Raw genomic sequence first — 23466 nt, 5'->3', positions numbered from 1 at the left:
GCACGATGGACGGTTATGACCCGGTGTTTCCCCACGGGCGTTCTGACCGATCCATTTGTCCGCCTTCAGGAGTTCTCATGCGTCTGACCCAGATTTTCGCCGCCGCAGCCATTGCGTTGGTCAGCACCTTTGCCGTCGCCGATGACGCGGCCGACAAAGCGATTCGTCAAAGCCTGGAAAAACTCGAACTCGAGGTTCCGGTAGAAAGCATCAGCGCCAGTCCGTTGCCGGGCATGTACGAAGTCAAGCTCAAGGGCAGCCGCGTGCTGTACGCCAGCGCCGACGGCCAGTACATCGTTCAGGGTTATCTGTTCCAGCTCAAGGACGGCAAACCGGTGAACCTGACCGAGAAAGCCGAGCGCGTCGGCATCTCCAAGCTGATCAACGCCATCCCGGTGGCCGAAACCGTGGTCTACCCGGCCGTGGGCGAGACCAAATCGTTCATCACCGTGTTTACCGACACCACCTGCCCGTACTGCCACAAACTGCACGCCGAAGTGCCTGAGCTGAACAAGCGCGGCATTGAAGTGCGTTATGTAGCGTTCCCGCGTCAGGGCCTCGGCTCGCCGGGTGACGAGCAACTGCAAGCGGTGTGGTGCTCGAAAGACAAGAAAGCCGCCATGGACAAAATGGTCGATGGCAAGGAAATCAAGGCCGCCAAGTGCGATAACCCGGTTTCCAAGCAGTTCGCCCTCGGTCAGTCGATCGGCGTGAACGGCACACCGGCCATCGTTTTGGCCGACGGACAAGTCATTCCGGGCTACCAGCCTGCGCCACAAGTCGCCAAACTGGCGCTGGGCGCGAAGTAATTCGCATCGTCACGGTCAGCCTTTGACGATCATGGTCCGGTGGCAACAACGCCGGGCCATTAATAGAGAACCGCGAGCACGCGGTTGTTTTCCGGCCGACCCTGCGTCGGCCGTTTTATGGGGAGTTCACAGTGAATCCGGTCAAAGTAGGCATCTGTGGGTTAGGGACCGTCGGTGGCGGTACCTTCAACGTACTTCAGCGCAACGCCGAGGAAATTGCTCGTCGTGCCGGGCGTGGGATCGAAGTGGCACAAATTGCCATGCGCACGCCAAAGCCTCAGTTCCAGACGACCGGTATTGCGATTACCAACGATGTCTTCGAAGTGGCCACGAACCCTGAGATCGACATCGTCATAGAGCTGATGGGCGGCTACACCGTTGCCCGCGAGCTGGTACTCAAGGCCATCGAGAATGGCAAGCATGTGGTCACCGCGAACAAGGCTCTGATTGCCGTTCACGGTAATGAAATTTTCGCCAAGGCACGCGAGAAAGGCGTGATCGTGGCGTTCGAAGCGGCCGTGGCCGGTGGCATTCCGGTGATCAAGGCGATCCGCGAAGGCCTGTCCGCCAACCGCATCAACTGGGTCGCCGGGATCATCAACGGCACCGGTAACTTCATCCTCACCGAGATGCGCGAGAAGGGCCGCACGTTTGAAGACGTGCTGGTCGAAGCGCAGGCACTGGGTTACGCCGAAGCCGATCCGACCTTCGACGTCGAAGGCATCGACGCGGCGCACAAGCTGACGATTCTAGCGTCCATCGCGTTCGGCATTCCGTTGCAGTTCGACAAGGCCTACACCGAAGGCATCACCAAGCTGACCACCGCCGACGTGAACTACGCCGAAGCGCTGGGCTATCGCATCAAGCACCTTGGTGTGGCCCGCAGCACCGCTGCCGGTATCGAGCTGCGCGTACACCCGACGCTGATCCCGGCCGATCGTCTGATCGCCAACGTCAACGGCGTGATGAACGCCGTGATGGTCAACGGTGACGCCGCCGGTTCGACGCTGTTCTACGGTGCTGGCGCCGGCATGGAGCCAACCGCGTCGTCGGTGATCGCCGACCTGGTGGACGTGGTTCGCGCCATGACTTCCGATCCGGAAAACCGTGTGCCGCACCTGGCCTTCCAGCCGGACTCGCTGTCGGCCCATCCGATCCTGCCGATCGAAGCCTGCGAAAGCGCTTACTACCTGCGCATTCAGGCCAAGGACCATCCGGGCGTACTCGCTCAGGTGGCGAGCATCCTCTCGGAGCGCGGCATTAACATCGAGTCGATCATGCAGAAGGAAGTCGAGGAACACGACGGTCTGGTGCCAATGATCCTGCTGACCCACCGCGTGGTCGAGCAGCGCATCAACGATGCCATCGCCGCCCTCGAAGCCCTGGCCGGCGTGAATGGTCCGGTCGTACGGATCCGCGTCGAACACTTGAATTAACACCAGCGGCAAGTTTCAAGCTTCAAGCTGCACGTAAAAGCAGAGCCGCTTTTCACTTGTAGCTTGCAGCTCAAAGCTTGTAGCTCAAACCGAAGGTTTGCCCCTATGCGTTACATCAGTACCCGCGGCCAGGCACCGGCCCTGAATTTCGAAGACGTCCTGCTGGCCGGTCTCGCCACCGACGGCGGTCTGTACGTCCCGGAAAACCTGCCACGTTTCACCCAGGAAGAAATCGCTTCCTGGGCCGGCCTGCCGTATCACGAACTGGCCTTCCGCGTCATGCGCCCGTTTGTCACCGGCAGCATCCCTGACGCCGATTTCAAAAAGATCCTCGAAGAAACCTACGGCGTGTTCTCGCACAGCGCCGTCGCGCCGTTGCGTCAACTGAACGGCAACGAATGGGTGCTGGAGCTGTTCCACGGCCCGACCCTGGCGTTCAAGGATTTCGCCCTGCAACTGCTCGGTCGCCTGCTTGATTACGTGCTGGAAAAACGCGGCGAGCGCGTGGTCATCGTTGGTGCCACTTCCGGTGATACCGGTTCGGCCGCCATTGAAGGCTGCAAGCACTGCGAAAACGTCGACATCTTCATCCTGCACCCGCACAACCGTGTGTCCGAAGTGCAGCGTCGCCAGATGACCACGATTTTCGGCGAGAACGTCCACAACATCGCCATCGAAGGCAACTTCGATGACTGCCAGGAAATGGTCAAGGCCAGCTTCGCCGATCAGAGCTTCCTCAAAGGCACGCGTCTGGTCGCCGTGAACTCGATCAACTGGGCGCGGATCATGGCCCAGATCGTTTACTACTTCCACGCAGCCCTGCAGTTGGGCGGTCCGGCACGTTCGGTGTCGTTCTCGGTGCCAACCGGCAACTTCGGCGACATCTTCGCCGGCTACCTGGCGCGCAACATGGGCCTGCCGATCAACCAGTTGATCGTCGCCACCAACCGCAACGACATCCTGCACCGCTTCATGAGCGGCAACCAGTACGTCAAGGAAACCTTGCACGCCACGCTGTCGCCGTCGATGGACATCATGGTCTCGTCGAACTTCGAACGTCTGCTGTTCGACCTGCACGGTCGCAACGGGGCGGCGATTGCCGGCCTGATGGACTCGTTCAAGAAGGACGGCAGTTTCAGCGTCGAGCAAGAGCGCTGGACCGAGGCGCGCAAACTGTTCGATTCGCTGGCCGTGGACGATGCGCAAACCTGCGAGACCATCGCCGAAGTCTTCGAGCAGACTGGCGAAGTGCTGGACCCGCACACTGCGATCGGCGTCAAGGCCGCGCGCGAATGCCGTCGCAGTCTGGACATCCCGATGGTGATCCTGGGAACTGCTCACCCGGTGAAATTCCCTGACGCGGTGGAAAAAGCCGGTGTAGGAAAAGCTCTCGAACTACCTGCACATCTTTCTGATTTGTTTGAGCGAAACGAGCGCTGCACCGTTCTGCCAAACGAGCTGAAAGCCGTGCAAGCCTTTGTCAGCCAGCATGGCAACCGTGGCAAGCCGCTTTAAGCCTGCAAAAGCTGTCACATTTTGAAGCCCGTCTCCTGACGGGCTTTTTTGTTTCTGCTGCCACACTGCTCGGGTTTTCACCCATGAAGGACGGGTGAGTCGATCACGAAGGATGTGGCAATGCTGTTTTATAGAGGTTTCAAACCAGCACTGGGCTGGTTGTTAGTGTTGGCAATGCTGACGGGAATGGGCAGCAGTGTGGCGGCGCAACTGGCGCTGCGTGACGATGCCCGGACACACAATGTTCAGCCTGTCGAACTCGATGAGCATGAGCGTCAATGGATTCGCGATAACCCGAAGGTGACGGTGGCTTCGGTGCAGTACCCGCTGTACCTGTTTCAGGATGAGCACGCGCAGTGGAGCGGGTTGAACAATGATGTGCTCAAGCAAATCAGTGCCATGACCGGCCTGCAGTTTGTGCACCATGAATCGTTTTCCACCGATCACATGCTCGAGCGCCTTGAGAGTGGCGCTGCGGACATCAGTACTACGCTGGCGATGAGTGACGAGCGCAAGGTGTTTCTGGATTTCAGCCATGCCTTTGGCGGCGCAGGCTGGGTGTTCGTCGGGCGTGCGGGAGCGCCATCGGTAGAGTCGCTGGAACAACTGACCAAGCGCGTCGTGGTGCTGCCGGCCCGGCATGCGCTGGAAGATCTGATTCGGCGTGATTACCCGTCGATCGAAATTCGCTCGGTGAAAACCTACGCCGAAGCGCGGGCATTGGTCGAGAGTGGCGAGGCTTACGCCACGATCGAAAACGAGATCGGTGCGCAGCTCTATCCGTTGGGGTTGCTCAAGGTCGGCGGGCTGGTGGAAGGCAAGTGGGAGGCTGATCATCTGGCCGTGCGCAAGGGCATGCCGGAACTCTTGAGCATTCTCAACAAAGCATTGGAGGCGTTTCCCGCTGCCGAGCTACGCGCCATTCGCCTGAAATGGCTGGAGGGCATCTCACCGCCTCCCGTGCCCTCGGTCTGGCGGCGGCTGGTCGGGTGGGGCTGTTGGGCAATGGCAGTCCTTGGCGTGTTCGGCCTGCTGTCGCTAGTGTGGAATCGTCGCCTGGCCGCAGTGATCAAGCAGCGCGGTGCTGCCGAGCAGAGCCTGGGCGACCAATTGGCCTTTCAGCACGCGCTGATCGATTCCATGCCCGATCCCGTGTTCGTTCGGGATCTGCAAGGACGCCTGGTCATGTGCAACCGCAGTTATGAGGAGGCGCTTTCAGTGCGCCAGGATCAAGTGCAGGGGCGGCTGCTGATCGAGATCGATGCGCTGCCCGAGGCCACGGCCGTGTTGCTCCATGAAGAGTTCATGGTGCAGTTGCGCACGCGCACCTCGCGCTTCATTAAGCGGCAATTGCAATTCAAGAGTGGCCCGCGCGAGGTCTACCAATGGACGGTGCCGTTCTACAGTGTCGACGGCAAGTTGCGCGGGCTACTGGGGGGCTGGACGGACATAACTCAGCGTCGGACGGAGAGTGGCTGCCGTTGTCTGCATTGAAGTTGGGAAATGTCCTATAAGACGCGGCTACTTTTCCGATGGGAGGCTTAAGACGGCTGCCCTACAGTGAACGGCAACTGCGGTGAGAGTCCGCGATTGTCGTTTCAGAGGTCGCCCATGCGCTCGCTTAAAGTCCTGATTCTTGAACCCAATCCGTTTCAGTTGATGGCATTGCATCAAATGCTCAACGCCATTGGCATCTATGACGTCCTGACCGCGCCATCGCTGCCAGCGGCTTTATGTTCACTGGGGCATCGCGGCGCGGTCGATATTGCCATTTGCGATCCGCAACTCAAGGGCGGTGACGGCCTCGCCCTGATCCGGCATCTGGCGCTGCAGCGTGAAGCGCGAGCGCTGATTCTGCTGGGGGCGGTGGCGTCGAGTCTGCTGAACGATCTCGAACCGCTGCTCTGCGAGCATGGGCTGCGATTGCTGGGGTGCCTGCAAACGCCGGTTTCGGCGGTGCTGATGAGAGGATTGCTGGACAGCTACCTGATCGCACCTTTGCAGCCTGTCGAGGCTTGAAGTGCACGGTTATTTTTCTGTCATCTTCGCGGTGCATGCTCTGAAAGACCGGTGACCCTCCAGTGCTTGCGGCCGGGATGACGCAGAACTTTCTTCTCGGGCCGGTGGTCATTTACTGTGGACATGCCCCAGACACAATGTTTTCGGACGATTGAGTGGAGATCGAGATGGAAAGTATCAGTCTATTGCTCGGTGAGGCTCTGAGCCCGTATCAGGTTTCGTTGTCTCCAAGCGGCGCTCACGGTGAATGCCTGGTGACCTTGAAGAACAGCAGCGGTGCAATTGTGGTGGAACGCGAATTCAATCAGGCGCAACTGACCGACAAGCGTCAGTTGACCGATGTCGTTGATGGCTTGCACCGAGACATCCTGATCGCCGAAGGGCGACTGGAGCCCTGTGTCATCGCGGCATTGCGCAATGCGGCCCTGGACAAGCGTCCGGCGCTCTGAAAATGAAATATCTTTTGTGGGAACCTTCCTGCATCCCTGTCAGTCAGACCCAGTAACAGCAGGATCAAGCATTGTGCTCCGGTGCTTGTCGCTTGCTGCTACGGGTCTTTAGGTAGGCCACGTTTAACCCCGAGTCGTCTCCCCACTTCTCGGGGTTTCTTTTGTCTGTCATTTGCTCATTGCGCCGCCTGCTGTTCGAAGAACGCCCGGGCCTGTTCGAGGTAATCGGCACGCCTGTCGGGATCCAGCCAGTCGGCATAGAGCTGGTTCAGTTGATCGTGGGGCAGGGTACGCAGCAACTGGTTGATCTCGCTGATTGCCTGGCGGCCCTGAGGGGTGTCGGAGCAACCAATGTAACCCGACAGGTATTTACCGTTGCCGCGGATTGGATAGAACAGCAATTCGTCTTCGGCAATTTGCGCCAGATGCGCCTGATAACGGATCTCCGGCCAATAGCCCAATACCAGCTGTAACCGACCCAGGCGCTGCATCGATAGAAGACTGTTCAGCGCGTCGTTGCCGTAATGCGATGTCAGTACGTCCTTCGGTGCCTGTTGCAACAGGTTGTCGACCCGCTCACCGTAACTGCGCTCCGCCACGACGCCGATTTTCTCTTTGCCATTGGCTAACAGTGCCGCCAGATCGATTTCACCGTCCACCAGAAATGGCGCCAGTACCTCGCGATCTTTCTGACGCACCACCAGGCCATTGCTGACAGCGCGGAAGGCGGGAATAGAAAACGCGATCCATTGCGCCCGCTGTTTGCTCCAGATCAGCGACGGGTCACAGGTGAAGGACGCTTCATGGAGCATCTGAATGCCGCGGGCACGATTGACCCGCATCAGCGTGTGTTCGTATTGCGGCATGCCGGCGATCAGCATCGGCATCAGTTGATCGATCACGCCCTGGCCCTTTTTCGGACCTTCGTAAATCGTTAATGGCGGCAGGTCGCGCAGCAACCAGATCAGCGTCGGTTTGGCCTGCGCCCATGTCGGCAGTACCAGCAGAAACAATAAGCCGAACAGCCGCCACGTCCACCAGTGGTGGGCGCGGTTGGCGTTCGATGTCGGCTGGCGTTTCAGCTCAAATGGCTCCGTCTTCGCGCAGTCGGGCGATCTGCTGTTCGTCATAGCCAAGATCGTGGAGTACCTGCGCATTGTGTTCACCAAGCTGCGGTCCGACCCATTCAGACGAGCCTGGCGTCTCAGAGAGTTTCGGCACGATGCCCGGCATCTTGAAGGGTTTGCCGTCGGGCAGCTTGGCGTGCAAGAACATTTCCCGGGACAGGTATTGCGGATCGCTGAACATGTCCTCGGCGCTGAAGATTCGGCTGACCGGTACGTCGGCCTGATTGAGCAGGTCGAGCACGCTTTGCAGCGGCAGCGAATTGACCCAGCGATCGATTACGCCATACAGCTCGTCTCGGCGAACGTCACGCCCGTCGTTACTGGCCAGCGTCGGGTCGTTGGCCAGGTCTTCGCGACCAATCACCAGCATGAAACGTTTGAAAATCGCATCACCGTTGGCGCCGATCTGCACATGCTTGCCGTCGGCGCTGGTGTGAATAGAGGAGGGCGTGATGCCGGGCATGATGTTGCCGGTGCGCTCGCGGATGAACCCGAACACATCGAACTCCGGGACCATGCTTTCCATCATCGCGAAAATCGCTTCATACAGAGCCACGTCGACCACTTGGCCCACGCCGCCGTTGACCTCGCGGTGACGCAGCGCCATCAATGCACCGATCACGCCCCACAGTGCGGCAATCGAATCACCGATGGAAATACCCGTGCGCACCGGTGGCCGGTCTTCGAAACCGGTGATGTAGCGCAGGCCGCCCATGGATTCGCCGACTGCACCGAAGCCTGGCTGATCTTTCATTGGCCCGGTCTGGCCGAAACCCGATAGACGCACCATTACCAGTTTCGGGTTCAAGGCGTGCAGGGTTTCCCAGCTCAGGCCGAGCTTCTCCAGCACACCGGGGCGGAAGTTTTCGATGAGGATGTCGGCCTCACTGAGCAGTTTTTTCAGGATGGCCAAACCATCGGGGTGCTTGAGATTCAGCGTCAGCGACTTTTTGTTGCGTGCCTGAACGAACCACCACAAGGAGGTGCCTTCGTACAATTTGCGCCACTTGCGCAGTGGGTCGCCGCCGTCCGGCGACTCGATCTTGATCACTTCGGCGCCGAACTCGCCGCAAATGCGCGAGGCAAACGGCCCGGCAATCAACGTACCCAATTCAATGACTTTCACACCGCTGAGCGGCTTATTGGCGAACGGCATACTGAATCCTGTAGGACAAGGCTGAGCGGATACAGCGTTTTAACATAGCCGGCTGTCAGGCGCCCAAGGTTGATCGCCATCAATTCGATGATTGCCTACCGCATCGGTTAGACTTGCCGACTTTCCTCGTATCAAGAAGCCCGTTCATGGCCCAGCCGTCCACTACCTATAAATTCGAACTGAACCTCACCGACCTCGACCGCAGTGTCTACGAGAGCGTCAAGCAGACGATCGCCCGTCATCCTTCGGAGACCGAAGAGCGCATGACCGTGCGACTGCTGGCCTACGCCCTCTGGTACAACGAGCAGTTGTCGTTTGGCCGTGGTCTGTCGGATGTGGATGAACCTGCGTTGTGGGAAAAGAGTCTGGACGACCGTGTCCTGCACTGGATCGAAGTCGGCCAGCCGGACGCCGATCGCCTGACCTGGTGCTCGCGCCGCACCGAACGCACCAGCCTGCTGGCCTACGGCAGCCTGCGCGTGTGGGAAACCAAAGTGATCCCGGCGATCAAGAACCTGAAAAACGTCAACATCGCCGCGGTTCCGCAAGAAGTGCTGGAAACCCTGGCCAAGGACATGCCCCGCGTCATCAAGTGGGACGTGATGATCAGCGAAGGGACGATCTTCGTCACCGACGACCGTGGTCAGCACGAAGTCCAGTTGCAATGGTTGCAAGGCGAGCGCGGCTGATCCGCGCCACTGCTGATTAATCCTACGTATTCAAGAGAAGTCTCCGTCACCTCATGCGCATCGAACCTCGCCAACTGCCTGCCACTCTGCCATTTCTCGGTGATCTGCCGCCGCTGCTGACCCGCTTGTACGCGGCGCGGGGCGTGCAGTCGGAGGCAGAACTGGACAAAAGCCTGGCTCGCTTGATCCCGTTCCAGCAGCTTAAAGGTATCGATGCCGCAGTAGACCTGTTGGTGACGGCGCTGGAACAGCGTCAGCGCATCCTGATCGTCGGCGACTTCGACGCGGACGGCGCGACCGCCAGCACCGTCGGCATGCTCGGCCTGCGCCTGCTGGGCGCGGCGCACGTCGACTATCTGGTACCCAACCGCTTCGAATACGGCTACGGCCTGACTCCGGAAATCGTCGAAGTCGCCATGACCCGTGAGCCGCAGTTGCTGATCACGGTCGACAACGGTATCTCCAGCGTCGAAGGCGTCGCCGCCGCCAAGCGCCATGGCCTCAAAGTGCTGATTACTGACCACCACTTGCCCGGCGACGAACTGCCGCTGGCCGATGCGCTGGTCAATCCGAATCAGCCGGGCTGCGAATTCCCGAGCAAGGCGCTGGCCGGGGTCGGGGTGATTTTCTATGTGTTGATGGCCTTGCGAGCACGCCTGCGCAGCCTCGGTTGGTACGAGAACAAGCCGCAGCCGAATATCGGCGAACTGCTGGATCTGGTGGCACTGGGCAGCGTCGCCGACGTGGTGCCATTGGACGCCAACAACCGGATTCTGGTGCATCAAGGCCTGGAACGGATTCGTGCCGGGCGCGCGCGACCGGGGATCAAGGCGATCCTCGAAGTCGCCAAACGTGACGCTGCGCGTATTACCTCCACGGATCTGGGTTTTATCGTCGGACCTCGTCTGAACGCCGCCGGGCGTCTGGATGACATGAGCCTGGGCATCGAATGCCTGCTTACTGCCGACGCCAATCTGGCCCGGGAGATGGCCGCGCAATTGGACGGCATGAACCAGGATCGCAAATCCATCGAGCAGGGCATGCAGCGTGAAGCGCTGGCGCAGCTCAAGGACTTGCCGGTCGAATCGATGCCGTTTGGCCTGTGCCTGTTCGATCCGGAATGGCACCAAGGCGTTATCGGTATTCTCGCCTCGCGGATGAAAGAGCGTTATTTTCGCCCGACCATTGCTTTTGCCGATGCTGGCGATGGCTTGCTCAAGGGCTCGGGGCGTTCGGTTCAGGGCTTTCATATTCGCGATGCCTTGAGCGTGGTAGCGGCGCAGCATCCGGATCTGATCAGCAAGTACGGCGGCCATGCGATGGCGGCGGGTCTGACTTTGCCGCAGGAGAATTTTCCGCTGTTTGCCGAGGCATTCGACGCTGAAGTCCGTCGGCAACTTCGCGAAGAAGACCTGACCGGGCGCTTGCTATCGGATGGCACGCTGGCGGTTGAAGAGTTTCACCTCGAACTGGCCCGCGCCCTGCGCCATGCCGGACCTTGGGGGCAACACTTCCCGGAGCCGCTGTTTCACGGCGTGTTCCAGTTGGTAGAACAGCGGGTCGTGGGCGAACGGCACCTGAAAGTGGTGCTGAAAAGCGAGTGCGGGTCAGTGAAGCTCGACGGTATTGCGTTCGGTATCGACCGCGAGGTCTGGCCGAATCCGACCATTCAGTGGGTTGAACTGGCCTACAAACTTGATGTGAACGAGTTCCGTGGCAACGAGACCGTGCAATTGATGATTGCCCACATCGAACCACGCTAAATACTGAGTGCTTTTGTGGCGAGGGAGCTTGCTCCCGCTGGGCTGCGAAGCGGCCCCGAACCCTGCAACCACGTTGCTACAGGAAAATCACACCCGCAGATTTTACGGCTGCTGCGCAACCGAGCGGGAGCAAGCTCCCTCGCCACAGGTTCGGTGGCGCACACAGAAAACGTCTTGAACCCTCCCTCATCCCCGGTTGTCGACTAGGCTCTAAGCACTGCTTGATTGGCCTTGTGACGTCTTGTCGAATTTTTTGCCCGCGGGGGCGGGTGCTGTACCTTTCCTGTCACTCGTCGACTTTTCAAACAGAACCCTGGAGCCTGCCCACTGATTTGAGAGGTGCCCCATGAGTCTGCTGCTTGAACCCTTTACCCTTCGCCAACTGACCCTGCCCAACCGCATCGCCGTTTCCCCGATGTGCCAATACTCCAGCGTCGACGGTCTGGCCAACGACTGGCATCTGGTGCACCTCGGCAGCCGCGCAGTGGGCGGTGCCGGGCTGGTTTTTACCGAGGCCACGGCCGTCACGGCCGACGGGCGGATCACCGCCGAAGACCTCGGCCTGTGGAACGACGAACAGATCGAACCGCTGCAACGCATCACCCGCTTCATCACGTCTCAGGGCGCCGTCGCCGGCATCCAGCTCGCCCACGCCGGGCGCAAGGCCAGCACCCATCGGCCGTGGATCGGCAAGCATGGCAGCGTCAAACCCGACGATGGCGGCTGGACCCCGGTCGGGCCTTCGCCAATTGCCTTCGACCCGCAACACACCCAACCGAAACAGCTCGATGAAGGGCAGATCGCCGAGGTCATTCAGGCGTTTGTCGATGCCGCCAAACGTGCGCTGACGGCGGGTTTCAGTGTGGTTGAGGTGCACGCGGCGCACGGTTATCTGCTGCATCAGTTTCTCTCGCCGTTGAGCAATCAACGTCGCGATCAGTACGGCGGTTCATTTGAAAATCGCATTCGACTGGTGCTGCAAGTCACCGAAGCCGTCCGCGCTGTCTGGCCGGAGGAATTGCCGGTTTTTGTCCGTGTGTCGGCCACCGACTGGGTCGAAGACGGCTGGAATCCTGATGAAACCGTGGAGCTGGCGCGACGCCTGCACACCCTTGGCGTGGATCTGATCGACGTTTCCTCGGGCGGGACGGCAGCCAATGCAGAGATTCCTGTCGGGCCGGGTTACCAGACGCGTTTTGCCGAACGGGTACGCAAAGAGTCAGGCATCGCCACCGGCACTGTCGGAATGATTACCGAACCTGCGCAAGCCGAGCATATTCTGCGCACCTGTCAGGCCGATATCATCTTTCTCGCTCGGGAGTTGTTGCGTGATCCGTACTGGCCGCTGCACGCCGATGATGATCTGGGCGGACGCAAAGCGGTGTGGCCGGCGCAGTATCAGCGTGCGACCCATCGTGATCAGCCGATTCACGAGTCTGACCTGCGCGATTAAGTGAACCGCTGAAAAGCAAAAAGCCCCGGTCAGTGATGGCCGGGGCTTTGTTTTGTCTGATTGTCTTTGCGCTGCCTGGGCGGACGCTATCGCGAGCAGGCTCACTCCTACAGGGGTTTCGCCATACACAAAATCTGTGTTCGACGCAGATTAAATGTAGGAGTGAGCCTGCTCGCGATGAGGCCCAATCAGACCCTAGAGAAACATCAAGGATATTTGCGCTTGTCCGGCGCCGGCGGGAAGTATTGATACAACCAGGTTTCACTCAACGTGCGGTCATTGGTGCGGATAAACAAACGCAGCTCCACCGGCTCGACGCTGTCACTGGTCGGGTACCAGTCAAACAGGATCCGGTAACCCTTGATGTCATCCAGCATCAGCACGCTGAAGTCCTGCACCTTGCCGTTCGAGCAAGTCACTACCGGCTCAATTCCGGTACCCTGTGGCAGACGATCCAGGCCGCCACCCGTGAAGTCCACCGCAAAGCGACGCGCCCACACCGGCGGATAATGCTCGCCCGGTGCCCAGCCTTCGACGAAGCCACCCATGCCCGAGCGCGTAGCATGCACCCGCGCCAACGGCGTACTCACTGGCGGCAATGCGCTCCAGTACAGCTTGTAGCCGTAGTTCAGCGAATCCCCGGCAGCCACTGGTTTCTTCGGTGTCCAGAACGCCACGATGTTATCGAGGGTCTCGCCTGTTGTAGGAATTTCCAGCAGATCGATAGAGCCTTCGCCCCACGCGGTTGTAGGTTCTACCCACAGGCTCGGGCGCTTGCTGTACCAGTCGACGGTGTCCTGGTAGTTGGCAAACTCATGATCGGTCTGCACCAGGCCGAAACCCTTTGGATCGGTATCGGCAAACGCGTTGAACTGCAGAGTCGCCGGGTTGTTCAGCGGACGGCAGATCCACTCGCCGTTACCGCGCCACATCGCCAGACGATCCGAATCATGGATTTGCGGGTGAATGGTGTCGCACATACGGCGTTCGTGGGTGCCGCAGCTGAACATGCTGGTCATCGGCGAGATACCGAGTTGTTCAATGGCGGTACGCGCATTGATGTGCGCGTCGACTTCCATCACCACGCGCTCGGCCTGGCAATCGATGTCGAAGCGATACGCGCCAGTGGCGCTCGGCGAGTCGAGCAGGGCGTAGACCACAAACCGTGTGGCGTTCTGATCCGGCGTCTCGAACCAGAATTTGGTGAAGTCGGGGAATTCTTCGCGTTTCTTCGCGTAAGTGTCGATGGCCAGACCGCGCGCGGAGAGGCCATATTGGCCAGTCGCATCGACCGCACGGAAATAGCTGGCGCCGAGGAATGACAGCACGTCATGCCTATCCAGTTCCGGCGCCTTGAACAGCTTGAAGCCGGCAAAACCCAGGTCGCCCTTGAGCTGCTGGGTGTCGACCGAGGTGTTCTCATAGTTGAAGAGCGCCGGACGGAAATGCACCTCACGGGCGGTACGGGTCTTGGCATCGACGCTGTACATGCGCACCGGCTGACGGAACCCCATGCCGACGTGGAAGAACTGCACGTCGAGCTGACCCTTGTTCTCCCTCCACAACGAATGCTCGCCGTCGTAGCGGATCGCATTGAAATTTTGCGGGGTCATGGTCGCCAGCGTCGGCGGCAATACCTGCTTGGTGTCCTGATAGCCACTGCCGGCCAACTGCTTGGCCTGACGCTTCAGCGCTTCAAAGTCGAAGGCCTGCGCCTCGCCATCAGCCGCGCCACCATTGGCAGCCCAGGCGCGGCTGCCCAGCAGGCCGGTGGCCGACAGACCGGTGTAAGCCGCAATGGCCATGGACGCTTTGAGCAAATTCCTGCGGTGCATAAATACAACCTGTCGTGTGCAATCCCGCGCCTTTCCTGGCACGTGCTGGATCAGAAATAACGGTTCGGACAAGCCTTCGGCCAAACGCAACGGACTATAAACAGATGCCGGCTAGCTTAAACCGTTCGATTGTCGAGCAGAAATGATTGATTACGAGGCTCGATCTGGCAATGAAACAAGACATGTCAGTATTTTTTCCGACAGTGCTTTCTGATTTACACGGCATATCTGCTTTTTTCGACTAATTACTCTAAACAACCCTTTTCAGCGCCGATTTAATTCCTATTCTATGCGCATGACCGGTCGCGAATCCCAAGACCGGTGGGGCACACGACACTGCTGAAAGGGGCAGGGCGATGTGGTGGTTCAGCAGTTCTTTGACGTATTAGAGAAGGACATCGTCCATGGCAAAAATACAAGGCATCACCGACATGTTGGGCATCTTTCCCTGCCTCGGCAGTGGTCGCAAAAGACGGCGGCTCAGCTCTGATGAGCTGAAACTGGTGGAGCGTTATCGAGAGCTTTCGGAGAGTGACCGGATTGCGATGCGCTATCTGGTGGATGCGATGCGGAGTGTTTCGCGGTTTTAACGCTGGGATTGCGATCGTGAAAGCCATTTGGCTTTTACGGTCGCCAAGTCAATCAACTTGCCTGCGTCGGCATCAGCGATGCCGACTTTTATTGCTTCCTGGCGCATGGCTACGCTGATTTGCTTTAGGTAACACTCTGCGAAGAACTCATCGCTTGGGATGACTTCCAGAACGTAGGGCATTTCAACGATTGGCGCTTTCATCTGCAAACAACTCGGTTAGAGGTTTGAAGCGCGGAACCTGTGGCGAGGGAGCAAGCTCCCTCGCCACAGGTTTTTTGCTGGATGGACTTCAGCTACAGGTTCCCAAAACCGGATACGGCTGCTGGCCGTGCATCAACTCCGGCACGTCTCGCCATTTGACCCACGCCTGCTGCTGCCAGTGCAGCAGAGGGACGGTGACCCCAGCCCAGTTCACCGAACTCAGGCTCGGGCAGTTATCCACAGGTACCGCGTTGGTTTCGCGCAACATCGGAATCACTTCATGGCTCAACCATTGGCGCAAGTTGCGGTTTTCCGGCACGAAGTGATGGACGAGCAGGGCATACAGGCCGGACTCGCTGACCGTCGCGCAATCGACGATTTCGCCGTCCTTGCGCATGAGGACGTTGCGACGCTGGTCGGGATCGAGTTTCAGGGTGAGGCGTTCGTTCAGCGGATAACCCATCAGGCGACCGAGATCCTGAACACAGAACCAGGCTTCGTGGTCTTGCATGAACGCGTGGAGAAAGCGGTTGTGGCGGGTGAAGACGGTGGGGGTGAAGAAAGCGGAGCTTTCAGAAGGAATTTGTACGTGGTTAGGCATTTGTCGACTCCAATTTTGAGAATAGAGCCGCCACTCAAATGAGTGCGGTCACGCCGTGTTGATATTTATTCCGGCTCCGACACCGGGCCGCTGATTTCGCCGCCGAGAGAAAGCCTATCGGCTAGCCACCCAAGACGCCAAGTCGGCTCTGTCGATACCTTCTGTAGGAAAGAGGATTTATCACTGAGGGCCTTCTCTGTAGGAAAAGCCTGTTTTTGCATTGACGCCAGCGAGACCACCCCTAACCAGTGTTTTTTCCGTTATTTGTTTGAATCTTGCGCATCGCTGCAGATGCTGGGCCCTTAGTTTCAGGGCTGAAAGGATTGTTATGAATAAAGGAGAATTCAATGAAGGTGTCTCTCAAGCAGATCAACGGCCCTTGGGATCAGGGCTGGGTGCTGGACAAACACATGGTAAGTAGTACCTTTCTTGGCAACGATGATCGCGGACATCCATGCTTCGATAATCAGCGCACCGAGATTGGCGAGGCGACCTACCAGCTCAAATACCAAAAGGATTGGACTCAAGTCAGCCCACTTGCCCAGGCGGTAGCGACAAATGTGTTCCCAAAACTGAATCAGGTCGGGTTTGTAGTGCCTATGCCGGCTTCAAATATTCGTCAGCGACAACCGGTGACTGAAGTTGCCCAAGCGTTGGGACGAATTATCGGTCGGCCGGTTTTCTCGGATTTGCTTCGAAAAGCGACCACGGGAAAGTCGCTCAAGGATTTACATTCCAAAGCCGACAAGGTTGCCGCGATTGGCGACAGTTTCAGCGTCAATGATGAAATCACCACCGATGGATGCTGGAATGTTTTGGTTGTAGATGATTTGTTTGATAGCGGGGCGTCGATGGACGCGGCCTGCGCTGTTTTGCGTAAATATCCGAAGGTAGGGAAAATTTACGTCGCAGCGCTAACTTGGAAGTGAACTCAATGACGACTGTATTTATTGCCGGCTCTATCAACATCAAGAACCTTGATCCGAAGGTTAAAGAGCGCATCAATAATATCGTGGCGTCTGAGTTCGAGGTGGTGGTGGGGGATGCGGGTGGCGCTGATACCTCTATTCAGGAGTACCTGCTGAGTCTCGAACGATCCAGAACCACGGTGTTCTGCAGCGGTTCTGCACCGAGGAATAACCTTGGGCATTGGCCCGCCAGGACAGTCGACTCCAAACATTTGAAGGGGTCGAGAGCTTTCTTCACCGAGAAAGACGTTGTCATGGCCGAAGCAGCCGACTACGGCTTGATGATCTGGGATGCAAAGAGCACCGGCACGCTCAGCAACGTCATTGAACTGTTGTCGAGGAAGAAGAAGTCGCTTGTTTTCGTCAACAAGGAAAAGGAATTCAAAGTGGTCGGAGACGTCAGTCAGCTCGAAGAATTGATTGCATTCATGTCCGATCACGCCAAGCAAAAAGCCAACGAAAAAATCAAACTGTTCGACCGTATTTCCTTGTTGAAGCACGATCAGGCAGAGCTTTCTTTTTGATGTTTTTTCTCGGCCTTCCTGAACCCCGGCACCTTGTCGGTGCCGGGATCAAACGCCCTTAGCGACTCACCTTCCAGGCATCCCCAGCCGGGGCCTTGCCATGGTCATACGGCTTGCCAATCCACATATAAACCAGCCCCAAGCCAATCACGATCGCGGTGCTCAACACCATTGCATAGTTCACATACCAAGCCGCATCCGGCGTACGTGGCCAGGCCATGTTGATGATTGCGCCAACGCCATACACCAGCGCGCCGATGTTCACTGGCCAGCCCCACGCACCGAGGGTGAATTTGCCGCTCGGTTTCCAGCCTTTGCTGCGGGCGTAGAGTGCGGCCAGGACGATCATCTGGAACGCGAGGTAGATGCCGATGGCGGCGAAGCTGACGATGGTGGCGACGGCGTCTTGCAGGAAGAAACCGAGAGCGATGATCAGGGCCGGCAGGACGCCGGACACGAACAGTGCGGCAACCGGCACTTGCGTCGTAGGAGAGATCTTCTTCAGCAGTCGGCTGCCGATGACCATTTCGTCGCGAGCGTAGGAGTACAGCAGACGGCTCGCCGCGGCTTGTAGGCTGATGACGCAAGAGATGAAGGAAATCATCACCACGCCCATCACCACTTTCGAACCGACCGGGCCGAAGGCGTTGTTGAGGATGGTGGTGACCGGGTCTTTGTCGGTGCCATTGATCACCGCTTGCATGTCCGGCACGGCGAGGATCAGCGCCAGGCAGGCGAACATTGCCGCGATGCCGCCGATGTAGATGGTCATGCGCATGGCCACCGGGATTTTCGCGCTCGGGTTCGGGGTCTCTTCGGCGACGTCGCCGCAAGCCTCGAAGCCGTAGTAGAGGAACATCCCTGCCAACGAGGCGGTGAGGAACGCCGGCAGGTACGAGCCGTCGACGCTGATGTCGAAGGTGTTGAACAGCACGCTCAGCGGTTGGTGACGTTCGAACACCAGCAGGTAAACACCGACGATCACCGCGCCAACCAGTTCGCAGAGAAAGCCGAACATGGCGATGCGTGCGAGCACTTTGGTGCCGCTGAGGTTGACCAGCGTGGCGAACAGGGTCAGCACCAAAGCGATGACAATGTTGGTGTTGTTGCTCGGCTCAAAACCGAGCATCGCGGCCAGGTACGGTCCAGCGCCGACGGCGACTGCAGCAATGGTGACGCACAGGGCGATGGAGTAGATCCAGCCGACCATCCACGCCCATTTCTTGCCCACCAAACGACGCGCCCAAGGGTAAACGCCGCCGGAGATCGGGAACTGCGAAACCACTTCGCCGAAGATCAGACACACCAGCAACTGGCCGCAACCGACCAGCAAGTAGGCCCAGAACATCGGCGGTCCGCCAGCGGCGAGGCACAGGCCGAAGAGGGTATAAACCCCTACGACCGGTGACAGATAGGTGAAGCCTAAAGCGAAGTTTTCCCACAGGCTCATGCTGCGGTTGAAGTTGGAGGTGTAACCCAGTTGGCGCAGTTGTTCGGCATCGCTGTCGGCAACTGTTGCGGCGAGATCGGGTGAGGAACTCATGTGTGTTTGCTCCGTGAAATCGGCAGATTTCGGATGGCCGAGGCCGTGGCGGAGCTTTGCGGGCGCCGCCCGGTTCGGTAGTTATTGTTTTGGGATCCTGGTGGTGCGTAGTGCCGGTTTCTGCCTTGAAGCCGGAGTTGACGCCATCGCGAGCAGGCTCACTCCTACAGGTTGAAATGCGATCCCATGTAGGAGTGAGCGTGCTCGCGATGCTTTTTCAATGCTTGAACATCACATGCCGAACCGTGGTGTAGTCCTCCAGCCCATACATGGACATGTCCTTCCCATAACCGGACAATTTCTGACCGCCATGGGGCATTTCACTCACAAGCATGAAGTGCGTATTCACCCAAGTGCAGCCGTACTGCAAACGCGCCGACATGCGATGCGCGCGTCCTACATCCGCTGTCCACACGGAGGAGGCGAGGCCGTAGTCCGAGTCGTTGGCCCACTCCAGCGCCTGTGCCTCATCAGTGAACTTGGTCACCGAGACCACCGGCCCAAACACTTCGCGGCGGACGATTTCATCGTCCTGTTGTGCATCAGCCAGCACGGTCGGTTCGAAGAAGAACCCGTTACCGTCGGCAGCCTTGCCGCCAGTGATCAAGCGAATGTGCGATTGCGCCACGGCGCGCTCGACAAACCCGGCAACGCGGTCGCGATGTTGCGCGGTGATCAGCGGCCCCACTTCGGTCGACGGATCATCCTGCAAGCCATACTTGATTGTGCTCACCGCCGCGCCGAGCTTTTCGACGAACTTGTCGTAGATGCCTTGCTGCGCGTAAATCCGGCACGCAGCCGTGCAATCCTGCCCGGCGTTGTAGAAACCGAAGGTACGAATGCCTTCAACTGCCGCATCGATATCGGCGTCATCGAAGATGATCACCGGCGCCTTACCGCCCAGTTCCATGTGCATACGTTTAACGCTGTCGGCGGTGCTGGAAATGATGTTGGCGCCGGTGGCGATGGAGCCGGTCAGCGAAACCATGCGCACTTTCGGGTGCGTGACCAACGGACTGCCAACGGTAGGACCGCGACCGAATACCAGATTGAGCACACCGGCCGGGAAGATTTCCGACGCCAGTTCGGCCAGACGCAACGCGGTCAGCGGGGTTTGTTCCGACGGCTTGAGCACCACGGTATTACCGGCCGCCAGTGCCGGGGCGATTTTCCAGGCAACCATCATCAGCGGGTAGTTCCACGGCGCGATGGAGGCGATCACGCCAACCGGGTCGCGGCGGATCATCGAGGTGTGACCGGGCAGGTATTCGCCACCCGCCGAACCGCTCATGCAACGGCTGGCGCCGGCAAAAAAACGGAACACGTCGGCAATTGCTGGAATCTCGTCGTTGAGCGCGGCGCTGTAGGGTTTGCCGCAGTTGTCGGATTCAAGTTTGGCCAGTTCTTCGCCGTGGGCTTCGATGGCGTCGGCGAGTTTGAGCAACAACAGCGAGCGATCTTTCGGCGCGGTTTGCGACCACTCGGCGAAGGCGTTGTCGGCGGCGCGCACGGCGGCATCGACCTGGGCTTCGGTGGCTTCGTTGATCTCCACCAGCACTTCGCCACGCGAAGGGTTGAGCACCGGTTGCGCCGGGCCTTCACCGTTGACCAGGTGGCCGTTGATCAAGAGTTTGGTTTGCATGGTTTTGTCCTCACTAATACTTTTATTGTTCTGCCGAAACCGAATCCAAATGTAGGAGTGAGCCTGCTCGCGATGGCTGTCTTACAGGAGACACCATTGTTGAATGACAGTCAGTCATCGCGAGCAGGCTCACTCCTACAGGGATCGGGTTTCTTCGGTTATTCGGTTATTTGCCGCCGCTGCCCGCGACGCTCTCGCCACCACGCGTCAGGTAATACGCGCCAAGGATCGGCAGCATGGTCACCATCATCACCAGCATCGCGACGACATTGGTCACCGGCACATCCCGTGGCCGGCTCAGTTGATTGAGCAGCCACAACGGCAACGTGCGCTCATGGCCTGCGGTAAACGTGGTGACGATGATTTCGTCGAACGACAGCGCAAACGCCAACATGCCGCCGGCCAGCAATGCCGAGCCGAGGTTCGGCAGGATGATGTAGCGAAAGGTCTGCCAGCCATCGGCGCCGAGGTCCATCGAGGCCTCGATCAAACTGTGCGAAGTGCGGCGCAGGCGGGCGATGACGTTGTTGTAGACGATCACCACGCAGAAGGTCGCGTGGCCGACGATGATGGTGAACATCCCCGGCTCGATCCCCAGCGTCTTGAACGTCGCCAACAGCGCGATCCCGGTGATGATTCCCGGCAGCGCGATGGGCAGGATCAGCATCAGCGAAATGCCCTGCTTGCCGAAGAACTCCCGGCGGTACAGCGCTGCCGAAGCCAACGTGCCAAGCACCATCGCAATCAACGTGGCGATGGCTGCGATCTGCAATGAAAGCTTGATCGCCTCCAGAACATCAGGCCGCGAAAACGCCACGCTGAACCAGTGCAACGTGAAGCCCTTCGGCGGAAAACTGAACGCGGCCTCTTCGGTATTGAAGGCGTAAAGGAAGATGATCAGGATCGGGAAGTGCAGAAACACCAATCCGCCCCAGGCTGCGATTTTCAAGCCGAGTGAAGCATGCCCTTGTGATGAAGAGTCAGAGTGCATCGAAGGCCCCCAGACGTTTGACGATGGACAGGTAAACCGCGATCAACACAATCGGCACCAGCGTGAACGCCGCCGCCATCGGCATGTTGCCGATCGCACCTTGCTGCGCGTACACCATGCTGCCAACGAAGTAGCCCGGCGGGCCGACCAGTTGCGGCACGATGAAGTCACCCAGGGTCAGCGAAAACGTGAAGATCGAACCGGCCGCGATGCCTGGAATCGACAGCGGCAAAATCACCTGCATATACGTCTGACGCGGCTTCGCGCCGAGGTCGGCAGAAGCCTGCAACAACGACGGCGGCAGACGCTCAAGCGACGCCTGAATTGGCAGGATCATGAACGGCAGCCAGATGTACACAAACACCATGAATCGCCCCAGATGCGAGGTCGACAAGGTGCTGCCACCGACGCCGGGAATCCCCAGAATGAACTGCAACACCGGCTCAAGTCCCAGGTGCTGCACGAACCACTGCGCCACACCGCCCTTGGCCAACAGCAACGTCCACGCGTAGGCCTTGACGATGTAACTGGCCCACATCGGCATCATCACCGCGATGTAGAAAAACGCCTTGGTCTTGCCGGTGGTATAGCGCGCCATGTAGTAGGCAATCGGGAACGCGACGATGGCGCTGGCAATCGACACGACGATGGCCATGGTCAGGGTGCGCAGGATGATGTCGAAGTTCGACGGCTGAAACAGCGCGGCAAAATTCGCCAGAGTCAGATCAGGCGTGACCGCCATGGTGAAGTCATCGAAGGTGTAGAAACCCTGCCACAACAGCACCAGCAACGAGCCCAGATAGATCGCGCCGAACCACAGCAGTGGCGGCACCAGCAGCATCGACAGATACAGATTCGGCTTGCGATAGAGCAGGTTGGAAAACCTGCGCAAGGGCGGCGATTGAGTCATCGCGAGCGTGCTCATGTCACACCCCGCTTGTTACGGTGTCGTGCAGCGGGATCATCGCTTCCCGCGCCCAGCGTGCACTGAGGCGCTGGCCGGTCTGATGTTGCGCGCTGCTGTCGATCCACTGATTGTTGGCGTGGCTGATGCTCAGGGTCTGGCCGTTTTCCAGTGTCAGTTCATAGCGCGTGGCGCTGCCTTGATACTGGATGTCGTGGAGCAGACCGCTGACTTCGATTTCGTGGCTGGCCAACGGGCCCTCGGCGAAACGCACGTGCTCCGGACGAATCGAAAACGGTTGCGGATGGCCGCTGAGCTGACGCGCCAGATCGCCACGAATCACGTTCGAGGTGCCGACGAATTCAGCCACGAATGTGGTGGTCGGTTTCATGTACAGATTGCGTGGGGTGTCGACCTGTTCGATGCGGCCCTTGTTGAATACGGCAACGCGGTCGGACATCGACAGCGCTTCGGTCTGATCGTGGGTGACGAAGATGAAGGTGATGCCGAGCTGGCGTTGTAGCTTCTTCAGTTCGCTTTGCATTTGCTCGCGCAGTTTCAGATCGAGCGCACCCAAAGGCTCATCGAGCAACAGCACACGCGGACGATTGACCAAGGCGCGGGCGAGGGCGACTCGCTGGCGCTGACCGCCGGACAATTGCACCGGTTTGCGTGCGCCGTAACCGCCTAGGGCAACCATGTCCAAGGCCTCTTCGGCGCGTTTGTGCCGTTCGGTTTTGCCGACGCCTTTGACCTTCAACCCGTAGGCGACGTTGTCGAGGACGTTCATGTGCGGGAACAGCGCGTAATCCTGAAACACCGTGTTGACGTCACGTTGGTACGGCGGCAAACCGGCCGCTTCGGCGCCGTGAATGCGGATCGAGCCGGCGCTCGGTTGTTCGAACCCGGCGATCAGGCGCAGGCAGGTGGTTTTGCCCGAGCCGGAAGGGCCGAGCATGGAAAAGAACTCGCCGTCCTGGATATCGATGGAAACCCGGTCAACGGCCTTCACTTCGCCGAACTGCCGGGAAACGTTGGTGAACTGGACTGCAAGCGTCATGGTGCGGTGCTCCAAAAAGGCGCGGGCCGTCGCAGCGGCCCTGCCTGGACTTCTGAAAAATCAGTCTTTCGAATTTCAGTTTTGCTTTTGATAAAGGTCGACGTGGCAAAGTCGTTTCGGGTGCGTAGCGAGCGGCGATTAGCCGTGTCCGGCCAGCGCGCAGCCCCCGGAGCGTACGTTAGTACGTGA

The 23466-nt window shown here is 58.8% G+C and carries 22 protein-coding genes; 12 read left to right on the top strand and 10 right to left on the bottom strand.

All coding sequences use genetic code 11. From position 1 onward, the window contains the following. Positions 1-77: 77 nt before the first annotated feature. The 6 genes from dsbC (at position 78) to JFT86_RS01055 (ending at position 6228) form a co-directional block, all read left to right on the top strand. The gene (gene dsbC / locus JFT86_RS01080; RefSeq protein ID WP_201235076.1) at positions 78-809 is read left to right on the top strand and encodes a bifunctional protein-disulfide isomerase/oxidoreductase DsbC; all 732 of its coding nucleotides are present in this window, start codon (positions 78-80) and stop codon (positions 807-809) included. A gap of 131 nt (positions 810-940) precedes the next feature. After that, positions 941-2245 carry a homoserine dehydrogenase gene (locus JFT86_RS01075; RefSeq protein WP_129389614.1) on the top strand — a complete coding sequence of 435 codons (1305 nt, stop codon included), beginning with the start codon at positions 941-943 and terminating at the stop codon, positions 2243-2245. A gap of 105 nt (positions 2246-2350) precedes the next feature. Further along, positions 2351-3760 carry a threonine synthase gene (gene thrC / locus JFT86_RS01070; RefSeq protein ID WP_201235075.1) on the top strand — a complete coding sequence of 470 codons (1410 nt, stop codon included), beginning with the start codon at positions 2351-2353 and terminating at the stop codon, positions 3758-3760. A 120-nt stretch (positions 3761-3880) separates the two neighbouring features. Further along, positions 3881-5254, top strand: coding sequence for a transporter substrate-binding domain-containing protein (locus tag JFT86_RS01065; protein ID WP_201235074.1), 1374 nt, complete (start codon positions 3881-3883; stop codon positions 5252-5254). Between the two features lie 117 nt (positions 5255-5371). Beyond that, positions 5372-5779, top strand: a complete 408-nt coding sequence (locus JFT86_RS01060) for a response regulator (RefSeq protein WP_201235073.1) — start codon at positions 5372-5374, stop codon at positions 5777-5779. A gap of 167 nt (positions 5780-5946) precedes the next feature. Next, positions 5947-6228 carry a DUF3509 domain-containing protein gene (locus tag JFT86_RS01055; RefSeq protein WP_201235072.1) on the top strand — a complete coding sequence of 94 codons (282 nt, stop codon included), beginning with the start codon at positions 5947-5949 and terminating at the stop codon, positions 6226-6228. Between the two features lie 176 nt (positions 6229-6404). Here the strand turns inward: JFT86_RS01055 and JFT86_RS01050 are convergent, their stop codons facing one another. After that, positions 6405-7358 carry a TIGR02285 family protein gene (locus JFT86_RS01050; RefSeq protein ID WP_201235071.1) on the bottom strand — a complete coding sequence of 318 codons (954 nt, stop codon included), beginning with the start codon at positions 7356-7358 and terminating at the stop codon, positions 6405-6407. Further along, complete coding sequence (locus JFT86_RS01045) at positions 7312-8511, bottom strand: CaiB/BaiF CoA-transferase family protein (RefSeq protein ID WP_201235070.1); 1200 nt, start codon at positions 8509-8511, stop codon at positions 7312-7314. Before JFT86_RS01045 ends, JFT86_RS01050 begins: the two co-directional genes overlap by 47 nt. A gap of 146 nt (positions 8512-8657) precedes the next feature. Between JFT86_RS01045 and JFT86_RS01040 the strand changes: the two genes are divergently transcribed. The 3 genes from JFT86_RS01040 (at position 8658) to JFT86_RS01030 (ending at position 12416) form a co-directional block, all read left to right on the top strand. Further along, positions 8658-9200 carry a YaeQ family protein gene (locus JFT86_RS01040; RefSeq protein ID WP_007908961.1) on the top strand — a complete coding sequence of 181 codons (543 nt, stop codon included), beginning with the start codon at positions 8658-8660 and terminating at the stop codon, positions 9198-9200. Positions 9201-9253: 53 nt separating this feature from the next. Then, positions 9254-10963: a single-stranded-DNA-specific exonuclease RecJ gene (gene recJ, locus JFT86_RS01035; RefSeq protein WP_201235069.1), complete on the top strand. Its 1710-nt coding sequence runs from the start codon at positions 9254-9256 to the stop codon at positions 10961-10963. A gap of 346 nt (positions 10964-11309) precedes the next feature. After that, positions 11310-12416, top strand: coding sequence for an NADH:flavin oxidoreductase/NADH oxidase (locus tag JFT86_RS01030; protein ID WP_201235068.1), 1107 nt, complete (start codon positions 11310-11312; stop codon positions 12414-12416). A 206-nt stretch (positions 12417-12622) separates the two neighbouring features. Here the strand turns inward: JFT86_RS01030 and JFT86_RS01025 are convergent, their stop codons facing one another. After that, the gene (locus tag JFT86_RS01025; protein WP_201235067.1) at positions 12623-14251 is read right to left on the bottom strand and encodes a glucan biosynthesis protein D; all 1629 of its coding nucleotides are present in this window, start codon (positions 14249-14251) and stop codon (positions 12623-12625) included. Between the two features lie 404 nt (positions 14252-14655). On the opposite strand from JFT86_RS01025, the gene JFT86_RS01020 reads away from it, so the two are divergent. Further along, complete coding sequence (locus JFT86_RS01020) at positions 14656-14841, top strand: hypothetical protein (protein WP_103306409.1); 186 nt, start codon at positions 14656-14658, stop codon at positions 14839-14841. Here JFT86_RS01020 and JFT86_RS01015 read toward each other — a convergent pair. Together JFT86_RS01015 and JFT86_RS01010 are read right to left on the bottom strand one after the other, a co-directional pair. Continuing rightward, a complete protein-coding gene (locus JFT86_RS01015; RefSeq protein ID WP_201235066.1) occupies positions 14838-15044 on the bottom strand; it encodes a hypothetical protein in 207 nt (68 codons plus the stop codon). The two genes, JFT86_RS01020 and JFT86_RS01015, sit on opposite strands and share 4 nt — an antisense overlap. An 88-nt stretch (positions 15045-15132) precedes the next feature. Then, on the bottom strand, positions 15133-15645 hold the full coding sequence (locus tag JFT86_RS01010; protein WP_201234219.1) for a Bro-N domain-containing protein: 513 nt from the start codon (positions 15643-15645) through the stop codon (positions 15133-15135). A 347-nt stretch (positions 15646-15992) separates the two neighbouring features. Between JFT86_RS01010 and JFT86_RS01005 the strand changes: the two genes are divergently transcribed. Beyond that, entirely contained in the window at positions 15993-16574 is a 582-nt protein-coding gene (locus tag JFT86_RS01005; RefSeq protein WP_201235065.1) for a ComF family protein, read from the top strand. A 5-nt stretch (positions 16575-16579) separates the two neighbouring features. Continuing rightward, entirely contained in the window at positions 16580-17137 is a 558-nt protein-coding gene (locus JFT86_RS01000; protein WP_201235064.1) for a hypothetical protein, read from the top strand. Positions 17138-17195: 58 nt separating this feature from the next. Here the strand turns inward: JFT86_RS01000 and JFT86_RS00995 are convergent, their stop codons facing one another. From JFT86_RS00995 to JFT86_RS00975, 5 genes are all read right to left on the bottom strand, one after another. After that, positions 17196-18680: an amino acid permease gene (locus JFT86_RS00995; protein ID WP_201235063.1), complete on the bottom strand. Its 1485-nt coding sequence runs from the start codon at positions 18678-18680 to the stop codon at positions 17196-17198. A gap of 217 nt (positions 18681-18897) precedes the next feature. Continuing rightward, complete coding sequence (locus tag JFT86_RS00990) at positions 18898-20322, bottom strand: gamma-aminobutyraldehyde dehydrogenase (RefSeq protein ID WP_201235062.1); 1425 nt, start codon at positions 20320-20322, stop codon at positions 18898-18900. 166 nt (positions 20323-20488) lie between these two features. Then, the gene (locus JFT86_RS00985; protein ID WP_201235061.1) at positions 20489-21313 is read right to left on the bottom strand and encodes an ABC transporter permease; all 825 of its coding nucleotides are present in this window, start codon (positions 21311-21313) and stop codon (positions 20489-20491) included. Continuing rightward, positions 21303-22238 carry an ABC transporter permease gene (locus tag JFT86_RS00980; RefSeq protein WP_201235060.1) on the bottom strand — a complete coding sequence of 312 codons (936 nt, stop codon included), beginning with the start codon at positions 22236-22238 and terminating at the stop codon, positions 21303-21305. The genes JFT86_RS00985 and JFT86_RS00980 overlap by 11 nt, the downstream gene beginning before the upstream one ends. A 1-nt stretch (position 22239) precedes the next feature. After that, positions 22240-23277 carry an ABC transporter ATP-binding protein gene (locus JFT86_RS00975; protein WP_123534396.1) on the bottom strand — a complete coding sequence of 346 codons (1038 nt, stop codon included), beginning with the start codon at positions 23275-23277 and terminating at the stop codon, positions 22240-22242. Positions 23278-23466: the final 189 nt, after the last annotated feature.

The organism is Pseudomonas sp. TH06, from assembly GCF_016651305.1.
Lineage (GTDB): Bacteria > Pseudomonadota > Gammaproteobacteria > Pseudomonadales > Pseudomonadaceae > Aquipseudomonas.
This window is presented reverse-complemented; position numbering and strand designations above follow the sequence as displayed.

What these genes read in the sequence shown, in the direction of transcription:
- thrC (WP_201235075.1), top strand. Translation starts at nt 2,351, where the DNA reads ATGCGTTACATCAGTACCCGCGGCCAGGCACCGGCCCTGAATTTCGAA.
- JFT86_RS00990 (WP_201235062.1), bottom strand. Translation starts at nt 20,322, where the DNA reads ATGCAAACCAAACTCTTGATCAACGGCCACCTGGTCAACGGTGAAGGC.
- JFT86_RS01045 (WP_201235070.1), bottom strand. Translation starts at nt 8,511, where the DNA reads ATGCCGTTCGCCAATAAGCCGCTCAGCGGTGTGAAAGTCATTGAATTG.
- JFT86_RS01065 (WP_201235074.1), top strand. Translation starts at nt 3,881, where the DNA reads ATGCTGTTTTATAGAGGTTTCAAACCAGCACTGGGCTGGTTGTTAGTG.
- recJ (WP_201235069.1), top strand. Translation starts at nt 9,254, where the DNA reads ATGCGCATCGAACCTCGCCAACTGCCTGCCACTCTGCCATTTCTCGGT.
- JFT86_RS01020 (WP_103306409.1), top strand. Translation starts at nt 14,656, where the DNA reads ATGGCAAAAATACAAGGCATCACCGACATGTTGGGCATCTTTCCCTGC.
- JFT86_RS01040 (WP_007908961.1), top strand. Translation starts at nt 8,658, where the DNA reads ATGGCCCAGCCGTCCACTACCTATAAATTCGAACTGAACCTCACCGAC.
- JFT86_RS00985 (WP_201235061.1), bottom strand. Translation starts at nt 21,313, where the DNA reads ATGCACTCTGACTCTTCATCACAAGGGCATGCTTCACTCGGCTTGAAA.
- JFT86_RS01010 (WP_201234219.1), bottom strand. Translation starts at nt 15,645, where the DNA reads ATGCCTAACCACGTACAAATTCCTTCTGAAAGCTCCGCTTTCTTCACC.
- JFT86_RS01005 (WP_201235065.1), top strand. Translation starts at nt 15,993, where the DNA reads ATGAAGGTGTCTCTCAAGCAGATCAACGGCCCTTGGGATCAGGGCTGG.
- JFT86_RS01030 (WP_201235068.1), top strand. Translation starts at nt 11,310, where the DNA reads ATGAGTCTGCTGCTTGAACCCTTTACCCTTCGCCAACTGACCCTGCCC.
- JFT86_RS00980 (WP_201235060.1), bottom strand. Translation starts at nt 22,238, where the DNA reads ATGAGCACGCTCGCGATGACTCAATCGCCGCCCTTGCGCAGGTTTTCC.
- JFT86_RS01055 (WP_201235072.1), top strand. Translation starts at nt 5,947, where the DNA reads ATGGAAAGTATCAGTCTATTGCTCGGTGAGGCTCTGAGCCCGTATCAG.
- dsbC (WP_201235076.1), top strand. Translation starts at nt 78, where the DNA reads ATGCGTCTGACCCAGATTTTCGCCGCCGCAGCCATTGCGTTGGTCAGC.
- JFT86_RS01015 (WP_201235066.1), bottom strand. Translation starts at nt 15,044, where the DNA reads ATGAAAGCGCCAATCGTTGAAATGCCCTACGTTCTGGAAGTCATCCCA.
- JFT86_RS00995 (WP_201235063.1), bottom strand. Translation starts at nt 18,680, where the DNA reads ATGAGTTCCTCACCCGATCTCGCCGCAACAGTTGCCGACAGCGATGCC.
- JFT86_RS00975 (WP_123534396.1), bottom strand. Translation starts at nt 23,277, where the DNA reads ATGACGCTTGCAGTCCAGTTCACCAACGTTTCCCGGCAGTTCGGCGAA.
- JFT86_RS01060 (WP_201235073.1), top strand. Translation starts at nt 5,372, where the DNA reads ATGCGCTCGCTTAAAGTCCTGATTCTTGAACCCAATCCGTTTCAGTTG.
- JFT86_RS01050 (WP_201235071.1), bottom strand. Translation starts at nt 7,358, where the DNA reads ATGACGAACAGCAGATCGCCCGACTGCGCGAAGACGGAGCCATTTGAG.
- JFT86_RS01000 (WP_201235064.1), top strand. Translation starts at nt 16,580, where the DNA reads ATGACGACTGTATTTATTGCCGGCTCTATCAACATCAAGAACCTTGAT.
- JFT86_RS01025 (WP_201235067.1), bottom strand. Translation starts at nt 14,251, where the DNA reads ATGCACCGCAGGAATTTGCTCAAAGCGTCCATGGCCATTGCGGCTTAC.